This window comes from Actinotalea sp., assembly GCF_041597215.1.
Classification (GTDB): domain Bacteria; phylum Actinomycetota; class Actinomycetes; order Actinomycetales; family Cellulomonadaceae; genus Actinotalea.
In genome coordinates this window covers 1-20,308 of the sequence record NZ_JBFHHB010000028.1, presented here as the reverse complement: position 1 = coordinate 20,308, position 20,308 = coordinate 1, and the positions used below count along the sequence as shown (strand labels likewise).

Sequence of the window (20,308 nt, the reverse complement as noted above, 5' to 3'; positions counted from 1 at the left end):
GGGGCGGTGGACAGCCCCGCAGCACCTACGCTCGGCCCATGCCTGATGCCGCCAATGACGTGCCCGTCGCCGCCGAGGCGCCGGGGCACGGGCGGGCGCCCGATGCGTAGGGGCGTCCTCCGGGCCGGCCTCGCCGCGCTGCTCTTCGGCGCCTCGACCCCGTTCGCGGCCCAGCTGGCTCGCGAGACCAACGCGTTCACGCTGGCGGGCCTGCTCTACCTCGGGGCGGCCCTCGCCGTCCTGCCCACCGGCCTGCGGCATCGACCCGATCCCGCAGCCCTGCGGCGAGGGGCCGGTCGGCTGAGCACGGCCGTTGTCCTCGGCGGCGCGGTCGGCCCGGTCCTCCTCGCGTCCGGTCTCCAGCACACGAGCGCCGCGAGCGCGTCCCTGCTGCTCAACCTGGAGCTGGCCTTCACCGTCGTCCTCGCCGCCGCCTTCTTCCACGAGCACATCGGGCTCCGCGTCGCGCTCGGAGCCGGGCTCGTCGCCACCGCGAGCCTGCTGCTCACCGGACCGGGTGCCACCACCGACCTGAGGCTCGGCGCCGTGCTCATCGCGGCCGCCTGCCTGTGCTGGGCCGTGGACAACAGCGTGACCGCCGAGCTCGACGAGCTCGCCCCGGCGCACATCACGCTGGCCAAGGGTCTCGTGGCGGGCGGCGCGAACACCCTCGTCGGGCTGAGCCTCGCACCCCTGCCCTCGCCGTCGATCATCGGCGGAGCGTTGCTCATCGGCGCACTGGGTTACGGGGTCTCGATCACGCTGTGGGTCGCCGGGGCCCGTGACCTCGGCGCGGCCAGGGCGCAGGTCGTCTTCGCCACCGCGCCGTTCCTCGGCGCCGTCGTCGCCTGGACCGTCTTCCGCGAGGAGGTCACGCTCGGCGCGATCGCAGCTCTCACGCTCGCCGGGATCGGCGTGGCCCTCGTCTCCCGTTCGGACCACGAGCACGAGCACGAGCACGATCCCGTCGAGCACGACCACGAGCACGAGCACCCGGACCCGCACCACGCGCACGAGCACGCCGACGGCTTCGTCGGACGGCACCAGCACCCGCACGTCCACGACCGGCTGGTGCACGCACATCCGCATGTGCCGGACCTGCACCACCGGCACGTGCACTGATCTGCCGGCTGGAGCGTCCGTCGGCGCCTGCGGTCGTCACAGCAGCTCCGTCACGCTCCTGACGCCGGTGAACACGGCGATGACCAGCAGCAGCACCGTGAAGGCGAGGCTCAGCCGCGCCGGAGCGACGCGGCCGGCGGTCCGCACGCCGAGCAGGCTCCCGATCACGGCGGAGGCGCCGAACACGAGGAGGAACACGGGGTCGAGATCGACGGGCTGCGAGAGACGCGAGAGCAGCGCGACCACGGTGTTGACCGTGATGACCACGAGGGAGGTGCCGACCGCCGTCGTCATCCCCATGCCCAGGGCCAGGACGAGCGCGGGCACGACGGCGAACCCTCCGCCGACCCCGAAGAACCCGGTGAGCAGGCCGACGCCGGTGGCCGTCGTGACGACGAGCAGGCGATGCCGCCCGGTCCGCCGAGCGGCCGCTGCCTGCTCGACCCCTGGTCGCACGCCGCCCTGGGCGCCGCTGCCGGCGTCCGCCGCCCGCGCCTGGGCACGGCGACGCCGAGTCATCAGCACGGCGACCACGACGAGCAGCACGGCGAAGGCGGCAAGGAGCACCGCCTGGGGGACGGCGACCGAGGCCCTCGAACCGAGGTAGGCGCCGCCCGCCCCGAGCAGACCGAAGACGAGCCCGTCGACCCACCGCACCCGCCCGGCGCGGTGATGGCCGATCGACCCGGCCATGGCGGTCCATCCGACGACGACAAGCGAGCCCGTGGTCGCGGCCACGACGTCCTGACCGAACCCGTATACCAGGAGCGGGACCGCGATGATCGACCCGCCACCACCGAGCATCCCGACGGCGAGGCCGATGACCAGACCGAGGGGGACGGCGAGAACGACAGCCAGGTCGGGGTTCACCCGGCCCACCGCGGCGGCAGTAGCCGACCGCGCAGCCGTCCGCCCGTCGTCCGCGTCATGCCCCGGTGCCCGCCTCGACGAGCTCGAGCCCCGCGGTGCGGGCGTTGGCGTCGAAGCTGTCGTCCACGTGCACGACGTGCCGGCCGTGCGCGGCCAGGAGCGAGGCCGCGAAGGAGGCCCGGTACCCCGCGGCACAGTGCACCCAGACCTCGCCGGGCGGTACCTCGTCGACGCGGGTCAGCAGCTGGTGGAGCGGGATCCGCACCGCGTCGACGATGCGCCCGGCCGCGGTCTCCCCGTCCCTGCGCACGTCGAGCACGACGACGGGCCGGTGGTGCCGGACCTGGGCGAGGTCAGCGAACGTGGCGCGCTCGATGCGGGCCAGGGGCTCATCGGTCCAGTCCTCCGGTCGCCCGGTCGCCGCTGCCGCCGGGCGGTCGATCCCGATGCGGACCAGTTCCCGCTGCGCCTCGGCGACCTGCTCCGGCGTCTCCCCGAGGAGGGTCACCGGCGTGCCCCACGGGATCAGCCAGCCGAGGTAGGTCGCGAACTGGCCGTCCAGGCCGAGGTTGTACGAACCGCGCACGTACCCGGCCGCAAAGGCGGTCCGGGTCCGCAGGTCGACGAGCCACTCCCCCGCCTCGAGCCGACGTCGCAGCTCTGCCGCGTCGGCCGTCGTGGGAGGGCTCAGGTCCGGGGCGGCCGGGCCCGCCGCGTTGGCCGGGCCCATGTGCGCGTAGTAGGCGGGGTAGGCGTCGAGCCCCGCGAGGATCTCCGCGACGTAGTCCTCCTCCTCACGGGTCAGCGCCGGGTTGGCGATCCGCTCGGCGCCGATCGTCGACCCGCTCGCCCCGGCCGTGGTGGCCGTCGCCGAGCAGAAGCTGCCGAAACCGTGGGTGGGCAGGACAGCCGTCGCGTCGGGCAGGGTGTCCGCCAGCTTGTGCGCGGAGGCGTACTGGTGGTGCGCGAGCTCGTCCGCATGGTCATGACCGAGCAGGTCGGGGCGCCCCGTGGAGCCGTACAGCAGCGACCCGCCGGAGAAGACGAGCGGGGTGCCACCCTCGGCGTCCTCGAGCACGTAGGCCAGGTGCGTGAAGGTGTGGCCGGGGGTGCTCACGGCCCGGACGGTCATCGTCGGGCTGACCATGACCTCGTCGCCGTCACGGATCCCGGTGCGGGCGAAGCGGACGGGGTCGTCCGCGTTGACGTAGTAGGCGGCGCCCGTGGCCTCGGCGAGCGCGAGCCCGCCGGTCACGTAGTCGTTGTGGATGTGCGTCTCGAAGACGTGGGTGATGCGGACCCCGGCGTCCCGCGCCAGGTCGAGCAGGCGGTCGATGTCCCGCTGCGGGTCGACGACGACGGCGACCTCGCCGTCGTGCGCCAGGTAGCTGCGGTCGCCGAGGGACGGGGTCTCGAGGGTCAGGATCGTGACGGGCATGGTTCCTCCGGGTCTCGGGCGGCTCAGGCCAGCGCGTTCGGGCCCTGGACGACCGGATGGCCGGCCGCGATCCAGCCGGCGGTTCCGCCCTGGACCGAGAGGGCGACCAGGCCGGCGTCGATCAGGGTCCGCGCGGCGGTCTTGCTGCGGTTGCCGGTCGCGCAGATGACGTAGACGGTCCCGCTGCCCTCGATCTGGCCGACGCTCGAGGCGACGGAGCGGAGCGGGATGAGCTGCGCCCCGGGAACATGGCCGGTGACGTACTCGTGGGGCTCACGGACATCGATCACCCGGGCCCCCTCCGCGTAGGCGGCTGCAAAGCCCTGCTGGTCGATCTCGAGCATGGAAGATCCCCTCTGGTTCGGATACCCCCGGGGGTATCTCTCGCCAGGCTACAACAGACCGCGCCCGGCCGGCATTCCCCCGGCCCTCCCACCGTCCACCCACGCCCGACGGCGCCACCACGGACCTATGGCCCTGCGACCCGAGCGCAGCGATCTCGACCCGCTCCGGGCACGAGGGGGCGACCCGGCGCTCGCGCGCGGTCGCCCGTCGATCAGACCCGTCAGGTCCGGGAACGCAGCACCTTGTCGATGACGGCGTCGAGGTTCGGCGGCTCCGAGCCGAGCTCGGCGACGACGGCCGCACGGACCGCTGCCCGCAGGTCGTCCCGGCTCGCGGAGAGGACCTGCGGAGCGCTCGCCGGCGTCGGGAGAGCCGGGCCGTCCGAGCGTTCGACGGGCACGGACAGCTCGCGCGCCCGTTGGGCCGCCTCGTGCGTCAGCGAGTCCCGGCCGCTCAGGCGGATCGGGCGACCGGCCGCATGGGCGTCCTCGACGTCGTGCCTGGTGAGGAACCGGCGACGTTCGAACCGACGATCAGTCGCGTCCATCGATGCCCTCCAGTGCTGCCACGGCCGCGTCGCGCGCGGCGAGGATGTCGGACTCGGTCCCTGCCATCCACAACCGGCCGAAGACGCCGACGGAGGCCACGTGCATGAGGTTGACCGGCGCCGCCTTCTCCGCCTCGTTGGCCGCCAGGTTGATGTAGGCAGCAGGCGTGCACTCGAGGACGAGCATCGTCTGCCCGGCGACGAGCATCATGCCGCGCGTGAACCGGTTGAGGAGCTGCGACTGGTACGGGCTGACGTTGGTGATCACCTGCATCGAGGCGATCTGCGGGCGCTTGCGGTCGGCCGGCACCAGGTCGAGCTCGCGCAGCACCGCGTCACCCGCCTGCAGCACCTCGGCCTGGGACTCCGAGTGCAGCTCGAACATGCCGAACTGCCGCTCGACGATCTGTGCGCCAGGACGCGCCTGGGTCGCCTTGACCGCGACGTCGACGACGCGGAAGACGTGGTTGCCGGGTGCCATCTCGACGTACAGCGCCGCCATCCCCTCGACCGGGAGGTCGCCCTGGGTCACCGTCCCGACGAACGAGGCGTACTGCGGCTGCATCCGGTCGAGGTAGCAGTAGGCGCGGAGCTCGAAGTCATCGGCCACAGGTCACATCTCCTTGATCATCAGGGTCGCCCCTGGTAGCGGTACCCCGCTGCGGTCGGCACCACGGGCGCACTGCGCGCGATGCCGAGCGGGGTGACGAACAACGGGTCGACCGGGACGACGGCGTCCAGGCCCGCCGACTCGGAGACGACCTCGGCGAACCCGGGGAACGATGCCGTCCCCCCGACCAGGTGGACCGTCGGGACGGGCCAGCCGCGCGTGCTCGTCCGGACGATCGACGCGACCTTCTCCATCACCGGCCGGACCAGCGGGAAGAGCCGCTGCTGCTGGGCCGGGTCCTTCTTGAGCGCCTCGGCCTCGTCGAACGAGATCCCGAGCGCCCCGGCGATGACGAGAGTGAAGTGGGTGCCACCCGTCGCCTCGTCAGCGGTGTGCACCACCACGCCGTCGGCGACGACCGCGACCCCGGTGGTCCCGCCGCCGATGTCGACGACGACTCCGTCGCGCAGGCCCAGCACCTCGTTGGCGGCGCTGGGCTCGTCCACCAGGCCGCTGCACTCGATCCCGACGGCCTCGATGACGTTGGCCACGGCCCGCACCTCGCTGAGCGGGACACCTGGCGGGTAGGCACCGTGCGCGGCGGGGATCGCCACGCCGAGCCGACCCTCGACGTCCCGGCGCAGCCGGTCGAGCACGTCCACCGCACCGACGAAGTCGGTCACCACCCCGTCACGGACCACGTCCGCGAACTCGTAGGCCGCGGCGAGGGGCCTGTCGTGCTCGTCGAGCACGACGAGCACCGTGTACGCGGTGCCGAGGTCGACCCCGGCACGCAGGGCCGTCGGCGGCTCGGTCAACGGACCGGAGCGAAGGGACCGGGCGAAGGCTCCCATCGTCTCGCTCAGCCCTGCTGCGACGATGCTCATGCGCCACCCGACCAGTCCGCGGGGTAGGTCACGTAGAGGAACCGCGCCCAGGACGGCGTCCCGAAGGTGATGCGCGAGCCCTTCGGCACCGCGATCACATCACCCGGACGGCCGACGACCAGCTGGTCGTCGGTGCGGATGTGCAGCTCTCCCTCGATGACGTACTCCACCTCGTCGTAGTCCAAGGTCCACGGGAAGGTGCCCTCCCGCAGGCTCATCACGCCGGCCGCCATCGGCATCCCGTGCTCGGCGGTCACCACGTCGAGCAGCCGGACGTCCATCTGCGGCCGGTGGATCTCGGCGGGGAAGGGCTCGAGGTCCATCCGGTCGACTCCTGCCACGTGCAGCAGTCGCGGCCGCCCCTGCGCCCCGCTCCCCCCGGCCTGCCGCGGGGCCTCGTCGTCCGGCGCACGGACGACCACCCGCAGCCCCTTCTCCCCCGCGACGTCACGGGCGAGCGGGGTGAGCAGGTCGCCTGGCGCGACGACGAGCTCCGTCGCACCCGTGCGGGCGTGGCGGAGCACGTCGTCGGCGGTCAGGACCCGGCGGCTCACGGTGTCAGCGGACGGACGTCAGCGGTCAGGAGGTCGGGTTCTGTGCGGGCAGGATGAACTCGACGTCGCCGTGCGGCCGCGGGATCACGTGGACCGAGACGAGGTCGCCGACCCGCTGCGCGGCGGCGGCACCGGCGTCCGTCGCGGCCTTGACCGCACCGACGTCGCCACGGACCATCACGGTGACGTAGCCGCCACCGATCTGCTCCTTGCCGATCAGCGTGACGTTGGCCGCCTTGACCATCGCGTCCGCCGCCTCGATCGCACCGACCAGGCCGCGCGTCTCGATCATGCCGAGGGCGATCATCTGGGGATTTGCCATTGGAGTGGTCCTCTCACTGTTGGTCTGCCGCTGGGTTCGTGCTGCCTGCCGGTCGGGTGCTGCGGGTCCGTCTCGTGCCGTCGGTGGCGCCGGTGCGCCGTCGCCCGGTGGCGGGCGGGACGACCGTGCGGCGCTCATCTCGCACCGCCGAGCTGGGCGATGACCCTGGCGACGATCCGGTCGACCTCGCCGTCGGGCCCTGCCGTGACGGGGAACCGCTCGGTCGCCGCGCCGCCTCGGCCGGGCTCGTCGACGTGCCGTGGCGCACCCTGGACGTCCGGGGCGTGCTGGTAGGCCTCGCGCGGCGGCTCGGCGACCGGGTAGGCCAGCCTCTTGATGTTGAGCAGGTGGGTCACCGTGATGTTGTCGCTGACGACCGCGCCGCCGATCCCGCCGGGCGCCAGGGTCATCGCCGGCATCACGCCGGTCGTGGCACCGATGGCGCCGAGCGTGCCCCAGGAGTTCACGATGATCCGGAAGGCCGGCTTCTGCAGACCGAACTCGAGGATGACGTCCTCGTCGGTCGCGTGGATGACGAGCGAGTGGCCGTCCCCGCCGTACTTCAACAGCTCGATGGCGCGGTCGCAGCCCGCCTTCCAGCCGTCCTCGACGTACCAGCCCAGGACGGTGGTGAGCTTCTCCGCCGAGAGGGGCTCCTCCCGGCCGACCGCGGCCAGGGACGCCACGAGGATGCGCGCCGAGGCCGGGACGCTGATCCCCGCGAGCGCTGCCAGCTGCTGGGGGGTCTTGCCGACGGCCTTCGGGTTCATCGCCCCGCCGGGCAGGAACAGGGCCCGCTCCAGAGCAGCCTTGGCCGCGTCGTCGACCCAGTAGGCGCCCAGTCGCTGCATCTCCGCCTTCAGCGCGGCGGCGATCGGCGCGTCGGCGACGACCGACTGCTCCGAGGCGCAGATCGTCGAGCAGTCGAAGGACTTGGAGTTGACCAGGCACTCGGCGGCATGCGCGATATCGGCCGATCGGTCGACGTAGGCGGGCACGTTGCCCGGCCCCACCCCGAGCGCGGGCTTGCCGGTGCTGTGCGCCGCCCGGACCATCGGGGTCCCGCCGGTGGCCAGGATCATCGACGTCGCGTAGTGCTTCATCAGCTCGGTGGTGCCCTGGACGCTGACCTCCTGCATGCACGCGACCAGTCCGCGCGGCATCCCGGCCCGCTCGCCTGCCTCCGCCATCAGCCGCACGGCCTCGTAGGTCGCGCGCTTGGCAGCGGGGTGGGGGGCGATGATGCAGCCGTTCCGGGCCTTGACGGAGATGAGGACCTTGTAGATGGCGGTGGAGTTCGGGTTGGTCGAGGGGCACAGCCCGACGATCACCCCGACCGGCCAGCCGATCTCGACGATCCGCCGCTGCTCGTCCCGCCGCAGCACGCCGACCGTGCGGATGTCCTTGATCGACTCCCAGACGGTCCGCGCGGCGAACTCGATCTTGATCTTCTTGTGCGCGGCGACCCCGTAGCCGCTCTCCTCATGGGCCATCTGGGCCAGGCGGGCGGACTCGCCCATGACCGCGTCCACCATGGCCTTGCAGATCCGGTCCACCTCGGACTGCGAGGCGCCGGCGAACGCGCGCTGGGCCGTCCGGCAGGCGACCGCGAGACGTCGTGCCTCCTGGACGGAGCGCAGGTCGGCGTCGTACTCCTCGGCCATCGTCACACCTCCCTCGGCTGGGCAGCGATCTCGAGCACGGCTGCCCGGAACGCGGCGGCCGCCGCGACGCAGGCGCTCTGCTCACCGACGAGGTAGCCGCCGGAGAAGTTGGTCTCGGACGGCGGCGCGAACCAGACGGCGACGTCCACCTCGGCCACCTTGAGCGCGGCGTCCAGGGCGACGGTCGCCTCGAGCGGCGGCGCGATGAGGTAGGCCATCGAGGTGCCGACCGGGACCCCGCCCTCCGTGCTCAGGTAGGTGCCGACCCTGGCGATCGGGTGGGCGAAGAAGGCCAGGTCACCGGCCTCGTCGGCCGCCTCGAACCAGGCCTTCTCCGTCGCGTATGCGACGCAGGCGGCGAGTCCCGCCCTGGCCTCGGCCGGGTCGGGAGCCGCGAGCATCCCGATGATCTCCCCCGACAGCGGGCCGGAGGCGTGCGCCGAGCCGGCGTAGAAGCTGTGCGCGTAGACGACCTCGACGTCGGCCATCTTCGTCGCCTCGTCCAGCGAGACGTAGAGGCAGTCGTCGATGTCGCAGGTCACCAGGGCGAGGCTCCGCTGGTCGTCGCGCAGCCCGAGCTTGGCGGCGAGGGTGCGGTCCACGTTGGGGATCACCCGGGTCGCCAGGATCGTCGGTCGGATCGGGTCGAGGACGGCCATCATCGGCTCCCGCTCTGCATGAGGCGCAGCTCGACGCCGCTGGCGTGGTGCTGCAGGACGGTCTTGACGTGCTCGACGGCGAACGCTCCGGCCTCGAGCGGGTTGGTGCCGCCGTTCGGCGTGATCATGCAGATCACGTCGCGGTGCGCGTCCGTCTTGCCTGCGGTCGGCTGGTAGCCGGAGTAGACGCTGAGGGCGTCCGCGACGCCGAGCCCCGGACGCTCCCCGATGAGGAGCAGCACCACGTCGGCGTGCACGAGGTCGTTGATGTCGTTCATCACGCCGACCCGGCAGTACCGGACGAAGAACGGCGTGCCGATGCTCACGCCCGCCGCGGTCAGCCCCTGGACGATGACCGGATAGATCTGCGGCACGTTGTTGGTGACCGCTGCGGCCGACAGCCCGTCACCCACGACGATCTGCACCTGCGGCTTGGCGACGCAGCGTTCGGCGATCGTCGTGCGCGCCTCGTCGGACAGCGACCGGCCGAGGTCCGGCCGCAGCAGGAACTCGTCCTGGTCGGTCACCCGGGTCTGCACGGTGAACATGCCGAGCTCGTCGAGCATGGCCTGCGGGACGTCGCCGAAGATCGCGTCCTGGGTGACCGCGTGGTCGGCAGAGAAGAGCAGGGCCGTCGAGGTGCGCGGTCGGGGGCCCGCGCGCCCCACCGCGAGCCGTGCGGCCGTGGTCGAGGCGAGGTTCGCCAGTCCCGCGGGGTTGGCCGGGTCGACGACGCCGATCCGGTGACGTTCCGCCGGGGCGGTCGGGTCCGGCACGTCGATGTCGCCTGCTGCCGTGCGCGCGGGCCGGGCGCTCGGTACGGGGGTCGCAGCGACGGCGGGCGACGGGGCGCTCGACGGCGGGGCCGACGGCGGGGCCGACGGCGACGCGGAGACCGGAGGGGGCGCCGCGGGGGCAGCCGGAGAGGCCGGCGGGGAGGCCTGCGTGGGGGCCGCGTGCTCGCGCCGCAGCTCGCTGAGGACCTGCGAGACGACCTCGCGGACCTCCGCAGCGGTGACAGTCATCGTGTCCTCCTCACCGGCTCAGGAAGAAGGACGCGTCGCCGGCCTTCTCGGTCAGTCGGCCGTCCCGCAGGAGGCCGAGGTTCTCCATCCACTCCTCGAACTCCGGAAGGGGCCGGAGCTTGAGGAGCTGACGCAGGCTGGGGGCGTCGTGGAAGCTCGAGCTCTGGTAGCTGAGCATCGAGTCGTCGCCCATCGGGATGCCCATGATGTAGTTGACGCCGGCGGCCCCGAGAAGCACGGCGAGGTTCTCGAGCTCGTTCTGGTCCGACCTCGCGTGGTTGGTGTAGCAGACGTCGGCGCCCATCGAGATCCCGGTGAGCTTGCCCATGAAGTGGTCCTCGAGACCCGCGCGGGTGATCTGCTTCGCGTCGTAGAGGTACTCCGGGCCGATGAACCCGACGACCGTGTTGAGCTGGAACGGGTCGTAGCGCTTGGCCAGGCCGTAGCAGCGCGCCTCCATGACGACCTGGTCCGAGCCGTGGTGGGCGTCGGCCGAGAGCTCGGCACCCTGGCCCGTCTCGAAGTACATGAAGTTCGGCCCGGTCGCCACGGAGTACCGCTTGGCCAGTGCGTGGGCCTCGTCGAGCATCGCCACGTCGATCCCGAACGACTCGTTGCCCTTCTGGGACCCGGCGAGGCTCTGGAAGACCAGCCCGACCGGGGCTCCCTTGCGCATCGCCTCCATCTGGGTGGAGACGTGCGCCAGGACGCAGTTCTGGGTCGGGATCTCCCAGCGCTGGATCACCTCGTAGGTCATCTCGAGCAGGCGGGCGACGCTGCCGAGCGAGTCGTCCGAGGGGTTGATGCCGATCACGCTGTCGCCCGAGCCGAAGCTGAGCCCTTCGTAGATCGCGGCCCGGATGCCCTCGACGGAGTCGGTCTGGTTGTTCGGCTGCAGTCGCGAGCCGAGGGTGCCGGGCAGGCCGATGGTGTTCGTGGCGTGCTTGACCACCCGGATCTTGCTGGCCGCGAGCATGAGGTCGAGGTTCGACATCACCTTGGTCACGGCGGCGACCATCTCGGAGGTCAGACCGTTGCTCAGCCGACGGATCATGTCCCCGGTCGTGGTGTCGGCGAGCAGCCACTCCCGCAGCTCCCCGACGGCCATGCCCTTGATCTCGCCGTAGACCGCCTCGTTGACCCCGTCGTCGATGACCCGGGTGACCTCGTCCTCCTCGTACGGGACCGCAGGGTTGGCACGCAAGGTCTCCATCGTGACCTCGGCCAGCACGAATCGGGCAGCGACCCGCTCCGCCGAGCTCTGCGCGGCGATCCCGGCGAGGTGGTCGCCGGACTTGTCCTCGTTGGCCTTGGCCAGGAGCTCCTTGATGTCCCGGAACTCGTACCGGTGCCCGAAGAGCGTGGTAGCTAGCTGCACGGGTGCTCGCCCCCTCGCTGGATGCGTGGCTCAGTCATAGAACACCAACGTCTTGATCGAGAGCGGGACGGCCCGACCGTCCAGGACCGGCAGGCCGATGTCGATGAAGTCGCCCTCGCCGAGGCCCACCTGGTCGATCGCGATCAGCGGCAGACCCGGCCGGGTGCTCTGGAGCGTCTGGCCGAGCACCTGCGCGTAGTCCTGCTGCAGGACGAGCACCAGCGGACGCTCCCGGTCACCGGAGTCGTGGTAGGCGACGATCTCCGCTGCGACCGCCTGCAGTGCCGGGTAGCCCAGCTCGCCCGGGAGGTCGACGACGATCGCCGACTCGGCGTGCTCGTCGAGGTCCCACCGGCTCAGGGCGTCCCGGACCGCGTCGGCGAACGCCGGTCCGCCGCCGCGGCCCGGCATCGCCGGGCGCAGCACGGGCAGGTTCCGCAGCGGGAGCAGCTCGCGGTCGACCCAGATGGTCGACCCGCTCAGGGTGACGGTCTGCCCGGCGGCGCCGAGAACCGTGGCCCGCAAGGTCTCGGGAGGACGACGCACGGTCAGCTCCGCGAGACGGGCGTTGCGGTGCAGGCTGTCCGCCAGGAGCGGCCCGACGTCCCCGTAGCGCGCGACCTCGGCCAGCGTCGAGGCGGGCTCGTGGTCGTAGTAGCAGGCGGCGATCCCGCCGGTGAGGAACACCGACGTCGAGGCCGCGGTGTCGGCCAGCGGGGGCGTGAGCTGCACGCCGTGGCCCACGGTGACGGCGCGGCCGGTGGCCAGGTCGACCACCATGTCGGCCATCACGTCGCAGAAGGCGCGCAGCTGGTCGATCGTCGCCCGGGCCCCGACCCTCAGCCCGAGGCCGAGCTCCTCGATGATCGAGCGTCCAGGGGGCGCGATCTTCAGCACGGTGCCCGTGGCATCCACCTCCACCTGGCGGCCACCGACGGCGATCGCCGAGGAGCCGAGGTGGCGCCCCATGGAGAACACGGCCGCGTTGGACGTCCCGCCGCCGATGTCGATGCTCGTGACCTGCTCGTAGTGGTCGGTCGACCACCGAGCGGCACCCGACCCTCGGCCGGCGATCTGGGACTCGGCGTTCGGCCCGGCGATGGTCACCACGAAGTCGCCGGCCGCCGCCGACAGCGCGGCGAGGATCGCCTCGGCGTTCTTGGTCCTGGCGGTCTCCCCCGTGATGATCACCGCGCCGGTCTCGATGCTCCCCGGCGCGATGCCCGCGGCGCGGAACTCGGAGGTGACCAGTGCGGCGAGCGCCTCGGCGTCGACCTCGTCGGGCGCCGAGAGCGGCGTGAGGTGGACCCCGCCCTGGTGCACGATGTCCTTCTCGTCGACCTGGATCCGCGGCACCTGGCCCGGCCGGGCGACGTCGTGCAGCACGAGGCGCGAGAACACGACCTGGGTGGTCGTGGTCCCGACGTCGATGCCGACGCTGAGGACTTCGCGCTGGGCCAGGGGCATGGGGTCCGTCAGCTCTTGCGGAACGTCACGGTGCCGTCGACCTCGAGAGAGTCGAGGATGCCCATGATCACCGCGTCGACCGGCTGGCCCGAGGTGGTCCCCGACTGCCTCGCGGCACTCCCCTCGGTCACCATCACGAGCTCACCGGTCCCGGCGCCCACGACGTCGACAGCGACGAAGACCGGACCCACGAGCTCGTCCTTCTCGTCCGCCTCACGGACCAGAAGGAGCTTGTGCCCGATCAGGCTCGGATCCTTGACGGTCGAGACCGCCGAACCGACGACCCTGGCGATGCGCATGCCGACCTCCGTTGTGTGCCCGCCGCCGCCCGAGCGACGGCGGGCCTGGTCATCCGCTCTCGGGAGCCTGGGTCCGTGCCGCGTCAGTGCAGCTCGGACTCCGCGGCCTCGATGAGCTCGAACTCCTCCTCCGGGGCGCTCGCGACGATGTGGTGCCTGCTGTACAGCCCGAAGTACGCGATCGCCACGACGTACACCGCTGCCGAGATGACCAGCACGCGGGTGTCGACGAGGAACCCGGCGACCAGGGCCGCGACGGCGAGCACGAGGGCGATCCCCGTGGTCACGATGCCGCCGGGGGTCCGGTACGGCCGCTCGAGGTCGGGCTCCTTGAACCGCAGGATGATGTGCGAGGCCGTCATCATGATGTAGGAGACCGTCGCGCCGAAGACGGCGACGAGGATGAGCAGGTCGCCCTGGTTGAGCACTGCCATGATGAAGCCGATGATCCCGGGCACGATGAGGGCGAGGGTCGGGGTCTTGCGCGAGCCCGTGACGGACAGGATGCGCGGGAGGTAACCGGCGCGGGACAGCGCGAAGGTCTGCCGCGAGTACGCGTAGATGATCGAGAAGAAGCTCGCGATGAGGCCGAGCAGCCCGACGACGTTGATGAAGGCCGACACCCCGGTCCGGCCGCCGTAGGCCAGTGGCGCCTCGAGCGCCTCGACGAGCGGGTTGCCCGACTCCTTGAGGAAGTCCGAGCCTGCGGCTCCGGGGGCCACCACGAGGATCATCCCGGCGAAGAGGATGAGGGCGAGCATCGCGCCGATGATCCCGCGGGGCATGTCCTTCGCGGGGTTCTTCGACTCCTCGGCGGCGAGCGGGACGCCCTCCACGGCGAGGAAGAACCAGATGGCGTACGGGATCGCCGCCCAGATGCCGAGGACGCCGAACGGGAGGAACGCGCTCGCGCCGACGGCGGTGGTGTCCACGGGGATGTTGTTGAGGTTCGACGGGTCGAACTTCGGGATCGCCGCGACCACGAAGACGACGAGCGCTGCGACCGCGACGGCGGTGATGGCGAACATCAGCTTGAGGGCCTCACCGACGCCCCACAGGTGCAGGCCGACGAAGACCGCGTAGAAGAAGAGGTAGACGACCCAGCCGTCGAGGCCGATGAGCGAGTTGACGTAGGCACCGATGAAGTTGGCGATCGCGGCTGGCGCGATGGCGTACTCGATGAGGATCGCCGTTCCGGTGAGGAAGCCACCCCAGGGCCCCATGGCCCGGCGGGCGAAGGCGTAGCCGCCGCCGGTCGTGGAGATCGTCGAGGAGAGCTCGGCGAGGCCGAACACCATGAAGAGGTACATCGTCGCCATGAGGATGGTCGCGATGAGCAGACCGCCCCAGCCACCCTCACCGAGCCCGAAGTTCCATCCGGCGAAGTCGCCGGAGATGACGTAGGCGACACCGAGACCCGCGAGAAGCACCCATCCCGCGACGCCCTTCTCGAGCTGCCTCTTCTCGAAGTAGTCCTTGCCCTCGATCTGCGACTCGACGCCGGCGTGGTGCGCGCGGCTCTGCTTGGCCATCGGGCGCTCCTTCTGACGGCGCGGACACCGTCGTCCTGGGTGGGTGCCTCATTGCCCCACTTTCGGACGCTAGACCTGCCAGAACACGGGCCGCAAGACTCCTGCGAGTGACACACGGCACACGGTGCCGGGCGTGCACCCGGGCGACGGCGGGGAGGAGGTCAGCCTCGCGGTTCGGCGAGCGCCGAGGACGGGACGTGCGCCTCCGGGCCTGCCTCCCCACCGAGGCTCGCGGCAAGCCGCTCGCGGGCACGTGCCAGGTGCTCGTCCAGCATGGCCGCTGCACCGTCGGCGTCACCCGACTCGATGAGGTCGAGGATCCGGGCGTGCTCGGCGACGATGATCTCCGGGCTGAGCTCCTGCCGGCCCTGGAGCTGAGCCATGCAGAGCTTCACCTCGAAGGCGAGCGAGTGGTACATCGCGCTGGTCCGCTCGCTGCCGAGCTCGTCGATCAGGCTGGTGTGGAAGCGCATGTCCGGGCCGACGATCTCCCAGGAGCCCCCGGCCCAGATCTCCGCGATCTCCGCATTCGCCTCGCGCGCGGCCTCCGGCACGCGACGGTCGGCGGCCAGTCGGCGCAGCACCTCCGACTCGAGGTACGTGCGGGTGAGGTAGATGTCCCGCACGTCCTGCGGACCCAGGTGCACCACGCGTGCAGTCTTGTGGTTGTTGCGGACCAGCACCTTCTCGCCGGTGAGTCGCTCGATCGCGGCCCGGGCGCTGGCTCGCGCCACCTCGTACCGGGTGGCCACGTCGAGCTCGGTGAGCGGGGTGCCGGGCGCGAGCGCGCCGGTCACCACCTGGTTGCGCAGGTCCTCGACGAGGGCGTCCACCAGGCTCGTCGTCACGATGCCCCGCGCCATGACCACCTCCGTCGACCTCGGACTCGTCTCAGCCTACAAGTTGTCCGGCCAGGACTCTTGTCCCTTGCGTCTACTTGTCGGACAATCAACGCGAGCCGACGAGGAGATCCATGGACCGCACCGCCCCCCGCTCGACCGCCGAGCTCGACGCGATCCTCGCCGCGTGCGTCGCCGATCCCGGCCAGGTCCGCTCCGACGACCTCTCCCGTCACGCCCTGGCCCACGACGCCTCGCACGTCCTGCTCCTCCCACGCGCCGTCGTCGCACCGAGCAGCGCGGCGGAGGTGGCCCGGCTGCTGCGCGCCACGGCGAGCGCCGGGGTGCCGCTCGCCTTCCGCTCCGGCGGGACGAGCCTGTCCGGTCAGTCCGGGACGGCCGGCGTCCTCGCGGACGTCCGCCGGCACTTCACCGCGATCGAGGTGCTGGACGACGGTGAGCGGGTCAGGGCGCAGCCCGGTGTCACCGTGCGGCAGGTCAACGCCCGGTTGGCGCGATACGGACGCAAGCTCGGCCCGGACCCCGCGAGCGAGGCCGCGTGCACCATCGGCGGCGTGGTCGCGAACAACTCCTCGGGCATGGCCTGCGGGACGGCCGAGAACAGCTACCGCACCGTGGAGTCCCTGGTGGCGGTCCTTCCGTCGGGGACGGTCGTCGACACGGGCGCCCCGGATGCCGACGCGGCCCTGCGCGCCCATGAGCCGGAGCTGGTGGAGGGCCTGCTCGCCCTGCGCGAGCGGGTCCTGGCGGACCCCGCCTCTCTCGCCACCATCACTCGGCAGTTCGCGATGAAGAACACCATGGGCTACGGGATCAACGCCCTCGTGGACTTCGACACCCCCGCGCAGATCCTCGCCCACCTGCTCGTCGGCAGCGAGGGAACGCTCGCCTTCCTCGCCTCGGTCACCTTCGGGACCGTCCCGCTGCGCACGCATGCGAGCACCTCCCTTCTCGTCTTCGACGACCTCTACGCCGCCAACCGCGCCCTGCCGGACCTCGTCGCGACCGGCGCGGCGACGCTCGAGCTGATGGACGCCACCTCGCTGCGCGTCGGGCAGTCCGTCCCCGGAGCTCCGGCCGCCGTGCGAGGTCTCGACGTCGACCGGCAGGCCGCCCTGCTGATCGAGTACCAGGCGGGCTCGGCCGAGGGGCTCGAGGCGATCACGGCTGCTGCCCGGCCGACCCTCGACTCGCTGGGGCCGGCACCCGTCACGCTCAGCACGGACCCGACGGTCCGCGCCGAGCTCTGGAAGCTCCGCAAGGGGCTCTACACCTCCGTGGCCGGAGCGCGCCGCAGCGGCACGACGGCGCTCCTGGAGGACGTCGTCGTCCCCGTGGCGAACCTGGCCGACACCTGCGCGTCGCTCGCCGAGCTCTTCGACCGGTACGGCTACGAGGACTCGGTGATCTTCGGCCACGCGAAGGACGGCAACATCCACTTCATGCTCACGGACCGCTTCGAGACCCCCGAGCAGCTGGGCCGCTACGCCGACTTCACCGAGGCGATGGTCGAGCTCGTGCTGGGCAACGGGGGCTCGCTCAAGGCGGAGCACGGCACGGGCCGGGTCATGGCACCGTTCGTCCGGCGCCAGTACGGCGACGAGCTGTACGAGGTGATGCGCGAGATCAAGCGCTTGGTCGACCCGCGGGAGATGCTCAACCCCGGCGTGATCCTCACCCAGGACCCGCTGGCACACCTGCAGCACATCAAGCTCGCGCCGTCCGTCGAGGCCGAGGTCGACCGCTGCGTCGAGTGCGGGTACTGCGAGCCGGTCTGCCCCTCACGAGACCTCACCCTGACCCCGCGCCAACGCATCGTCGTCCGCCGCGACATCCGCGCGGCCGAGCTCGCAGGCGACAGCCGCACCGCCGCGAGCCTCGAGCGCGCCTACCGCTACGCCGGGGTCGAGACCTGCGCGGTGGACAGCATGTGCAGCACCGCCTGCCCCGTCCAGATCGACACCGGTCAGCTGGTCAAGCGGTTGCGCCGCCAGAGCGTCCCGGCCGCGACCGCTGCCGTCTGGGGCACCGCCGCGCGCCACTGGTCGGCGACCACTGCCGTCGCGCGCTCCGCCCTGAACGTGACCGACGCGCTGCCCGGACCTCTCGAGCCGGCGCTGCTCGGGGTGAACACGGCAGCCCGCGCCGTCCTGGGGACCGACAGCGTCCCGCTGTGGTCGACCGAGCTGCCGGGCGGTGGTGAGCGACGGCGTCGCGCGGCCCCCGAGGGGATGCCGGTCGCCGTCTACCTCCCCGCCTGCGTCAACGTGATGTTCGGGCCGACGCAGGGCCCCGGCGTGCAGCGCAGCGTCGAGGAGCTGTGCTCCGCCGCGGGGATCACGCTGCTGGTGCCCGAGGGCATCGACTCCCTGTGCTGCGGGACCCCGTGGTCCTCCAAGGGCATCACGGCCGGCCTCGAGACGATGCGCGCGGCGGTGCTCCCGGTGATCAGGGAGGCGACCGACGGCGGCCGCCTCCCGGTGATCTCCGACGCCTCGTCGTGCACGGAGGGGTTCCGGCACCTGGTCGAGAGCGACCCTGGGCTCGACGTCGAGGTGATCGACGCGGTGGCCTTCGTCGCCGAGCACGTCCTGCCCCGCCTCCCCGAGCACGAGCTGCTCGGCTCCCTGACGCTGCACCCCACGTGCTCGTCGACCCAGATGGGCCTGAACCCGGACCTGGTCCGGGTGGCGCAGGCCGTTGCCGAGGACGTCACCGTCCCCCTCGACTGGGGCTGCTGCGCCTTCGCGGGGGACCGCGGGATGCTGCATCCCGAGCTCACCGCCTCGGCGACGCGCCGTGAGGCAGCGGAGGCCTCCGCGATCGACGCCGATGCGCACGCCTCCTGCAACCGGACCTGCGAGCTCGGCCTGACCCGGGCGACCGGTACGCCCTACCGGCACGTGCTCGAGCTCCTGGCCGAGCAGGTGGCCAGCACCGGGCCGGCCTAGGCCCCACGAACCCTCCGTCGCACGGTTGGCACATATCCAGCAAAGGAGCAGGGAGATGAGCAGCACGATGAACCCGGAGACCACAGCACTCGTCATGATCGAGTTCCAGCACGACTTCACCAGCGAGGGCGGGACGCTGCACGGCGCCGTGCAGGGCGTGATGGAGTCCACGGGGATGCTCGCCAACGCCCGGCGCGCGCTCGAGGCCTCGCGAGCAGCGGGAGTCACGGTGATCCACAGCCCGATCGCCTTCCAGAAGGGCTACTACGAGATCACCTCCCACCCCTACGGCATCCTCAAGGGCGTCGTCGACACCTCCTCGTTCATCAAGGGGACCTGGGGCTGCGAGATCGTCGCCGACGTCGCACCGACCGGTGACGACATCGTCATCGAGGGCAAGCGCGGGCTCGACGCCTTCGGCTCGACCAACCTCGACTTCATCCTGCGGTCCAAGGGGATCACGACGGTCGTCCTGGCGGGCTTCCTGACGAACTGCTGCGTCGAGTCGACGATGCGCTCGGCCTACGAGAAGGGTTTCGAGGTCATCACCCTCACCGACGCCGTGGGCGCGACCTCGCAGGCCGAGCACGAGAACGCGATCCAGTACGACTACCCGATGTTCTCCAAGCCGACGACCGTCGACGAGTACATCGCGACCCTCGAGGGCGCGCGCGTCACCGCGGACTCGTCCCGGGGGTACTGACCGCACGCACGCTCCCGCCACTCGATGCGCGGAGCAGCTGCTCGGCGCGGGCCGGCCTCCCGCGCGCACCCCGTCATGCCGAACGCGCTCCCCGCCGCCAGTGGGCGAGCACGCTCGGGTCGACGGGGTGCGCCGGGTACCGTCCGTCGGCGACGTCGACGAGCGCCTCCATCACCGAGGAGGCGACATCGCGGGTGAAGTCCTCCGTCCAGCACAGGGCGTGCGGCGTCACCAGGACGTTCTCCATCGAGAGGAGCGGGTCGTCCGGCGCCGGGGGCTCGGGGTCGAGCACGTCGAGGGCCGCCCCGGCGATCTCGCCTCGACTCAGGGCGAGAGTCAGGGCCCGCTGGTCGACGAGACCGCCACGAGCCACGTTCACCAGGTAGGCCGTGGGCTTCATCGCCGCGAGGAAGGCCTCCCCCACGAGGTGGTGCGACTCGGGGGTGAGCGCGGCCGTGACGACGACGTAGTCGGACTCCTCCGCCAGCCGTCGGGCGTCGAGCAGGGTGACTCCCCGTTCGGCGGCACCTCGCTCGTCCGCGAACGGATCCGCCGCGACGACCCGGACACCGAGCGGGGCCAGGAGACCGACCAGGTCGCTGCCGACCCCACCGAGCCCGAGGATGCCGACGGTCCGCCCCGCGAGACCTGGCCCTCGGTAGCGGCCTCGGTCGGCCCAGCGACCGGAGCCGGCCGCCCGGTGGTTCTCCACGAGCCGGTGGCTCACGGCCAGGAGCATCGTGAGCCCTGCGAGCGCGAGGGGACGACGCACGGCGAGCGGCGTGGTGGTGACGACGACCCCTTCGGCGGCCAGACCGGTGATGTCGATCCCGTCGAACCCCGCCCCGAAGCGGGCGACGTGCAGCAGCCTGGGGCAGGCCGCCGCCACCTCGCGCGGGACGTGCAGATGCCCGAAGGACAGGACGGCGTCGTAGTCACCCAGGATCTCGGCCGGCATGATCGGACCGTCGACCTGCGGCATGACCTCCCAGGACAGCCCCGCATCGGTGAGCCGGCCGAGCCCGATGTCACCGAAGATCGTCGATCCGTCCGGGCTGGCGCAGTCCGCCGTGAG

At 71.8% G+C, this 20,308-nt stretch carries 20 protein-coding genes; 3 read left to right on the top strand and 17 right to left on the bottom strand.

Annotated features, from left to right (window positions below):
• Window positions 1–102: 102 nt before the first annotated feature.
• Window positions 103–1,122, top strand: a complete 1,020-nt coding sequence (locus ABWK99_RS03825; protein ID WP_372593373.1) for a DMT family transporter — start codon at window positions 103–105, stop codon at window positions 1,120–1,122.
• Window positions 1,123–1,158: 36 nt separating this feature from the next.
• Here ABWK99_RS03825 and ABWK99_RS03820 read toward each other — a convergent pair whose 3' ends face one another.
• From ABWK99_RS03820 to ABWK99_RS03745, 16 genes are all read right to left on the bottom strand, one after another.
• Window positions 1,159–1,992 (bottom strand): sulfite exporter TauE/SafE family protein, encoded by an 834-nt coding sequence (locus ABWK99_RS03820; RefSeq protein ID WP_372593372.1) that lies wholly within the window; start codon window positions 1,990–1,992, stop codon window positions 1,159–1,161.
• A 55-nt stretch (window positions 1,993–2,047) separates the two neighbouring features.
• The gene (locus ABWK99_RS03815) at window positions 2,048–3,430 is read right to left on the bottom strand and encodes a rhodanese-like domain-containing protein (protein WP_372593371.1); all 1,383 of its coding nucleotides are present in this window, start codon (window positions 3,428–3,430) and stop codon (window positions 2,048–2,050) included.
• Window positions 3,431–3,453: 23 nt separating this feature from the next.
• Window positions 3,454–3,774: a rhodanese-like domain-containing protein gene (locus ABWK99_RS03810; protein WP_372593370.1), complete on the bottom strand. Its 321-nt coding sequence runs from the start codon at window positions 3,772–3,774 to the stop codon at window positions 3,454–3,456.
• A gap of 221 nt (window positions 3,775–3,995) precedes the next feature.
• Window positions 3,996–4,322 (bottom strand): hypothetical protein, encoded by a 327-nt coding sequence (locus ABWK99_RS03805; RefSeq protein ID WP_372593369.1) that lies wholly within the window; start codon window positions 4,320–4,322, stop codon window positions 3,996–3,998.
• Window positions 4,309–4,932 (bottom strand): hypothetical protein, encoded by a 624-nt coding sequence (locus tag ABWK99_RS03800; protein ID WP_372593368.1) that lies wholly within the window; start codon window positions 4,930–4,932, stop codon window positions 4,309–4,311. The genes ABWK99_RS03805 and ABWK99_RS03800 overlap by 14 nt, the downstream gene beginning before the upstream one ends.
• Window positions 4,933–4,952: 20 nt before the next feature.
• Window positions 4,953–5,819 (bottom strand): ethanolamine utilization protein EutJ, encoded by an 867-nt coding sequence (eutJ, locus tag ABWK99_RS03795; protein WP_372593367.1) that lies wholly within the window; start codon window positions 5,817–5,819, stop codon window positions 4,953–4,955.
• On the bottom strand, window positions 5,816–6,373 hold the full coding sequence (locus ABWK99_RS03790) for a cupin domain-containing protein (protein WP_372593366.1): 558 nt from the start codon (window positions 6,371–6,373) through the stop codon (window positions 5,816–5,818). Before ABWK99_RS03790 ends, eutJ begins: the two co-directional genes overlap by 4 nt.
• 25 nt (window positions 6,374–6,398) lie before the next feature.
• On the bottom strand, window positions 6,399–6,695 hold the full coding sequence (gene eutM, locus ABWK99_RS03785) for an ethanolamine utilization microcompartment protein EutM (protein ID WP_372593365.1): 297 nt from the start codon (window positions 6,693–6,695) through the stop codon (window positions 6,399–6,401).
• Window positions 6,696–6,829: 134 nt separating this feature from the next.
• Window positions 6,830–8,359: an aldehyde dehydrogenase family protein gene (locus ABWK99_RS03780; protein WP_372593364.1), complete on the bottom strand. Its 1,530-nt coding sequence runs from the start codon at window positions 8,357–8,359 to the stop codon at window positions 6,830–6,832.
• A gap of 2 nt (window positions 8,360–8,361) precedes the next feature.
• Window positions 8,362–9,018: an ethanolamine utilization microcompartment protein EutL gene (gene eutL, locus ABWK99_RS03775; RefSeq protein ID WP_372593363.1), complete on the bottom strand. Its 657-nt coding sequence runs from the start codon at window positions 9,016–9,018 to the stop codon at window positions 8,362–8,364.
• Window positions 9,018–10,043 carry an ethanolamine ammonia-lyase subunit EutC gene (gene eutC, locus ABWK99_RS03770; protein WP_372593362.1) on the bottom strand — a complete coding sequence of 342 codons (1,026 nt, stop codon included), beginning with the start codon at window positions 10,041–10,043 and terminating at the stop codon, window positions 9,018–9,020. Before eutC ends, eutL begins: the two co-directional genes overlap by 1 nt.
• A gap of 10 nt (window positions 10,044–10,053) precedes the next feature.
• The gene (locus tag ABWK99_RS03765) at window positions 10,054–11,421 is read right to left on the bottom strand and encodes an ethanolamine ammonia-lyase subunit EutB (RefSeq protein ID WP_372593361.1); all 1,368 of its coding nucleotides are present in this window, start codon (window positions 11,419–11,421) and stop codon (window positions 10,054–10,056) included.
• Between the two features lie 30 nt (window positions 11,422–11,451).
• Window positions 11,452–12,888, bottom strand: coding sequence for an ethanolamine ammonia-lyase reactivating factor EutA (locus tag ABWK99_RS03760; RefSeq protein WP_372593360.1), 1,437 nt, complete (start codon window positions 12,886–12,888; stop codon window positions 11,452–11,454).
• Window positions 12,889–12,896: 8 nt separating this feature from the next.
• Complete coding sequence (locus tag ABWK99_RS03755) at window positions 12,897–13,187, bottom strand: EutN/CcmL family microcompartment protein (protein WP_372593359.1); 291 nt, start codon at window positions 13,185–13,187, stop codon at window positions 12,897–12,899.
• Window positions 13,188–13,270: 83 nt separating this feature from the next.
• Window positions 13,271–14,719, bottom strand: coding sequence for an ethanolamine permease (gene eat, locus ABWK99_RS03750; protein WP_372593358.1), 1,449 nt, complete (start codon window positions 14,717–14,719; stop codon window positions 13,271–13,273).
• 161 nt (window positions 14,720–14,880) lie between these two features.
• Window positions 14,881–15,582: a GntR family transcriptional regulator gene (locus tag ABWK99_RS03745; protein ID WP_372593357.1), complete on the bottom strand. Its 702-nt coding sequence runs from the start codon at window positions 15,580–15,582 to the stop codon at window positions 14,881–14,883.
• A 110-nt stretch (window positions 15,583–15,692) separates the two neighbouring features.
• Between ABWK99_RS03745 and ABWK99_RS03740 the strand changes: the two genes are divergently transcribed.
• Both ABWK99_RS03740 and ABWK99_RS03735 read left to right on the top strand, forming a co-directional pair.
• Complete coding sequence (locus ABWK99_RS03740) at window positions 15,693–18,530, top strand: FAD-binding and (Fe-S)-binding domain-containing protein (RefSeq protein ID WP_372593356.1); 2,838 nt, start codon at window positions 15,693–15,695, stop codon at window positions 18,528–18,530.
• Between the two features lie 55 nt (window positions 18,531–18,585).
• Window positions 18,586–19,233: a cysteine hydrolase family protein gene (locus ABWK99_RS03735; protein WP_372593355.1), complete on the top strand. Its 648-nt coding sequence runs from the start codon at window positions 18,586–18,588 to the stop codon at window positions 19,231–19,233.
• A 73-nt stretch (window positions 19,234–19,306) separates the two neighbouring features.
• Here ABWK99_RS03735 and ABWK99_RS03730 read toward each other — a convergent pair.
• Window positions 19,307–20,308: 2-hydroxyacid dehydrogenase (locus ABWK99_RS03730; RefSeq protein ID WP_372593354.1), on the bottom strand; the 1,002-nt coding region annotated here is incomplete at its 5' end.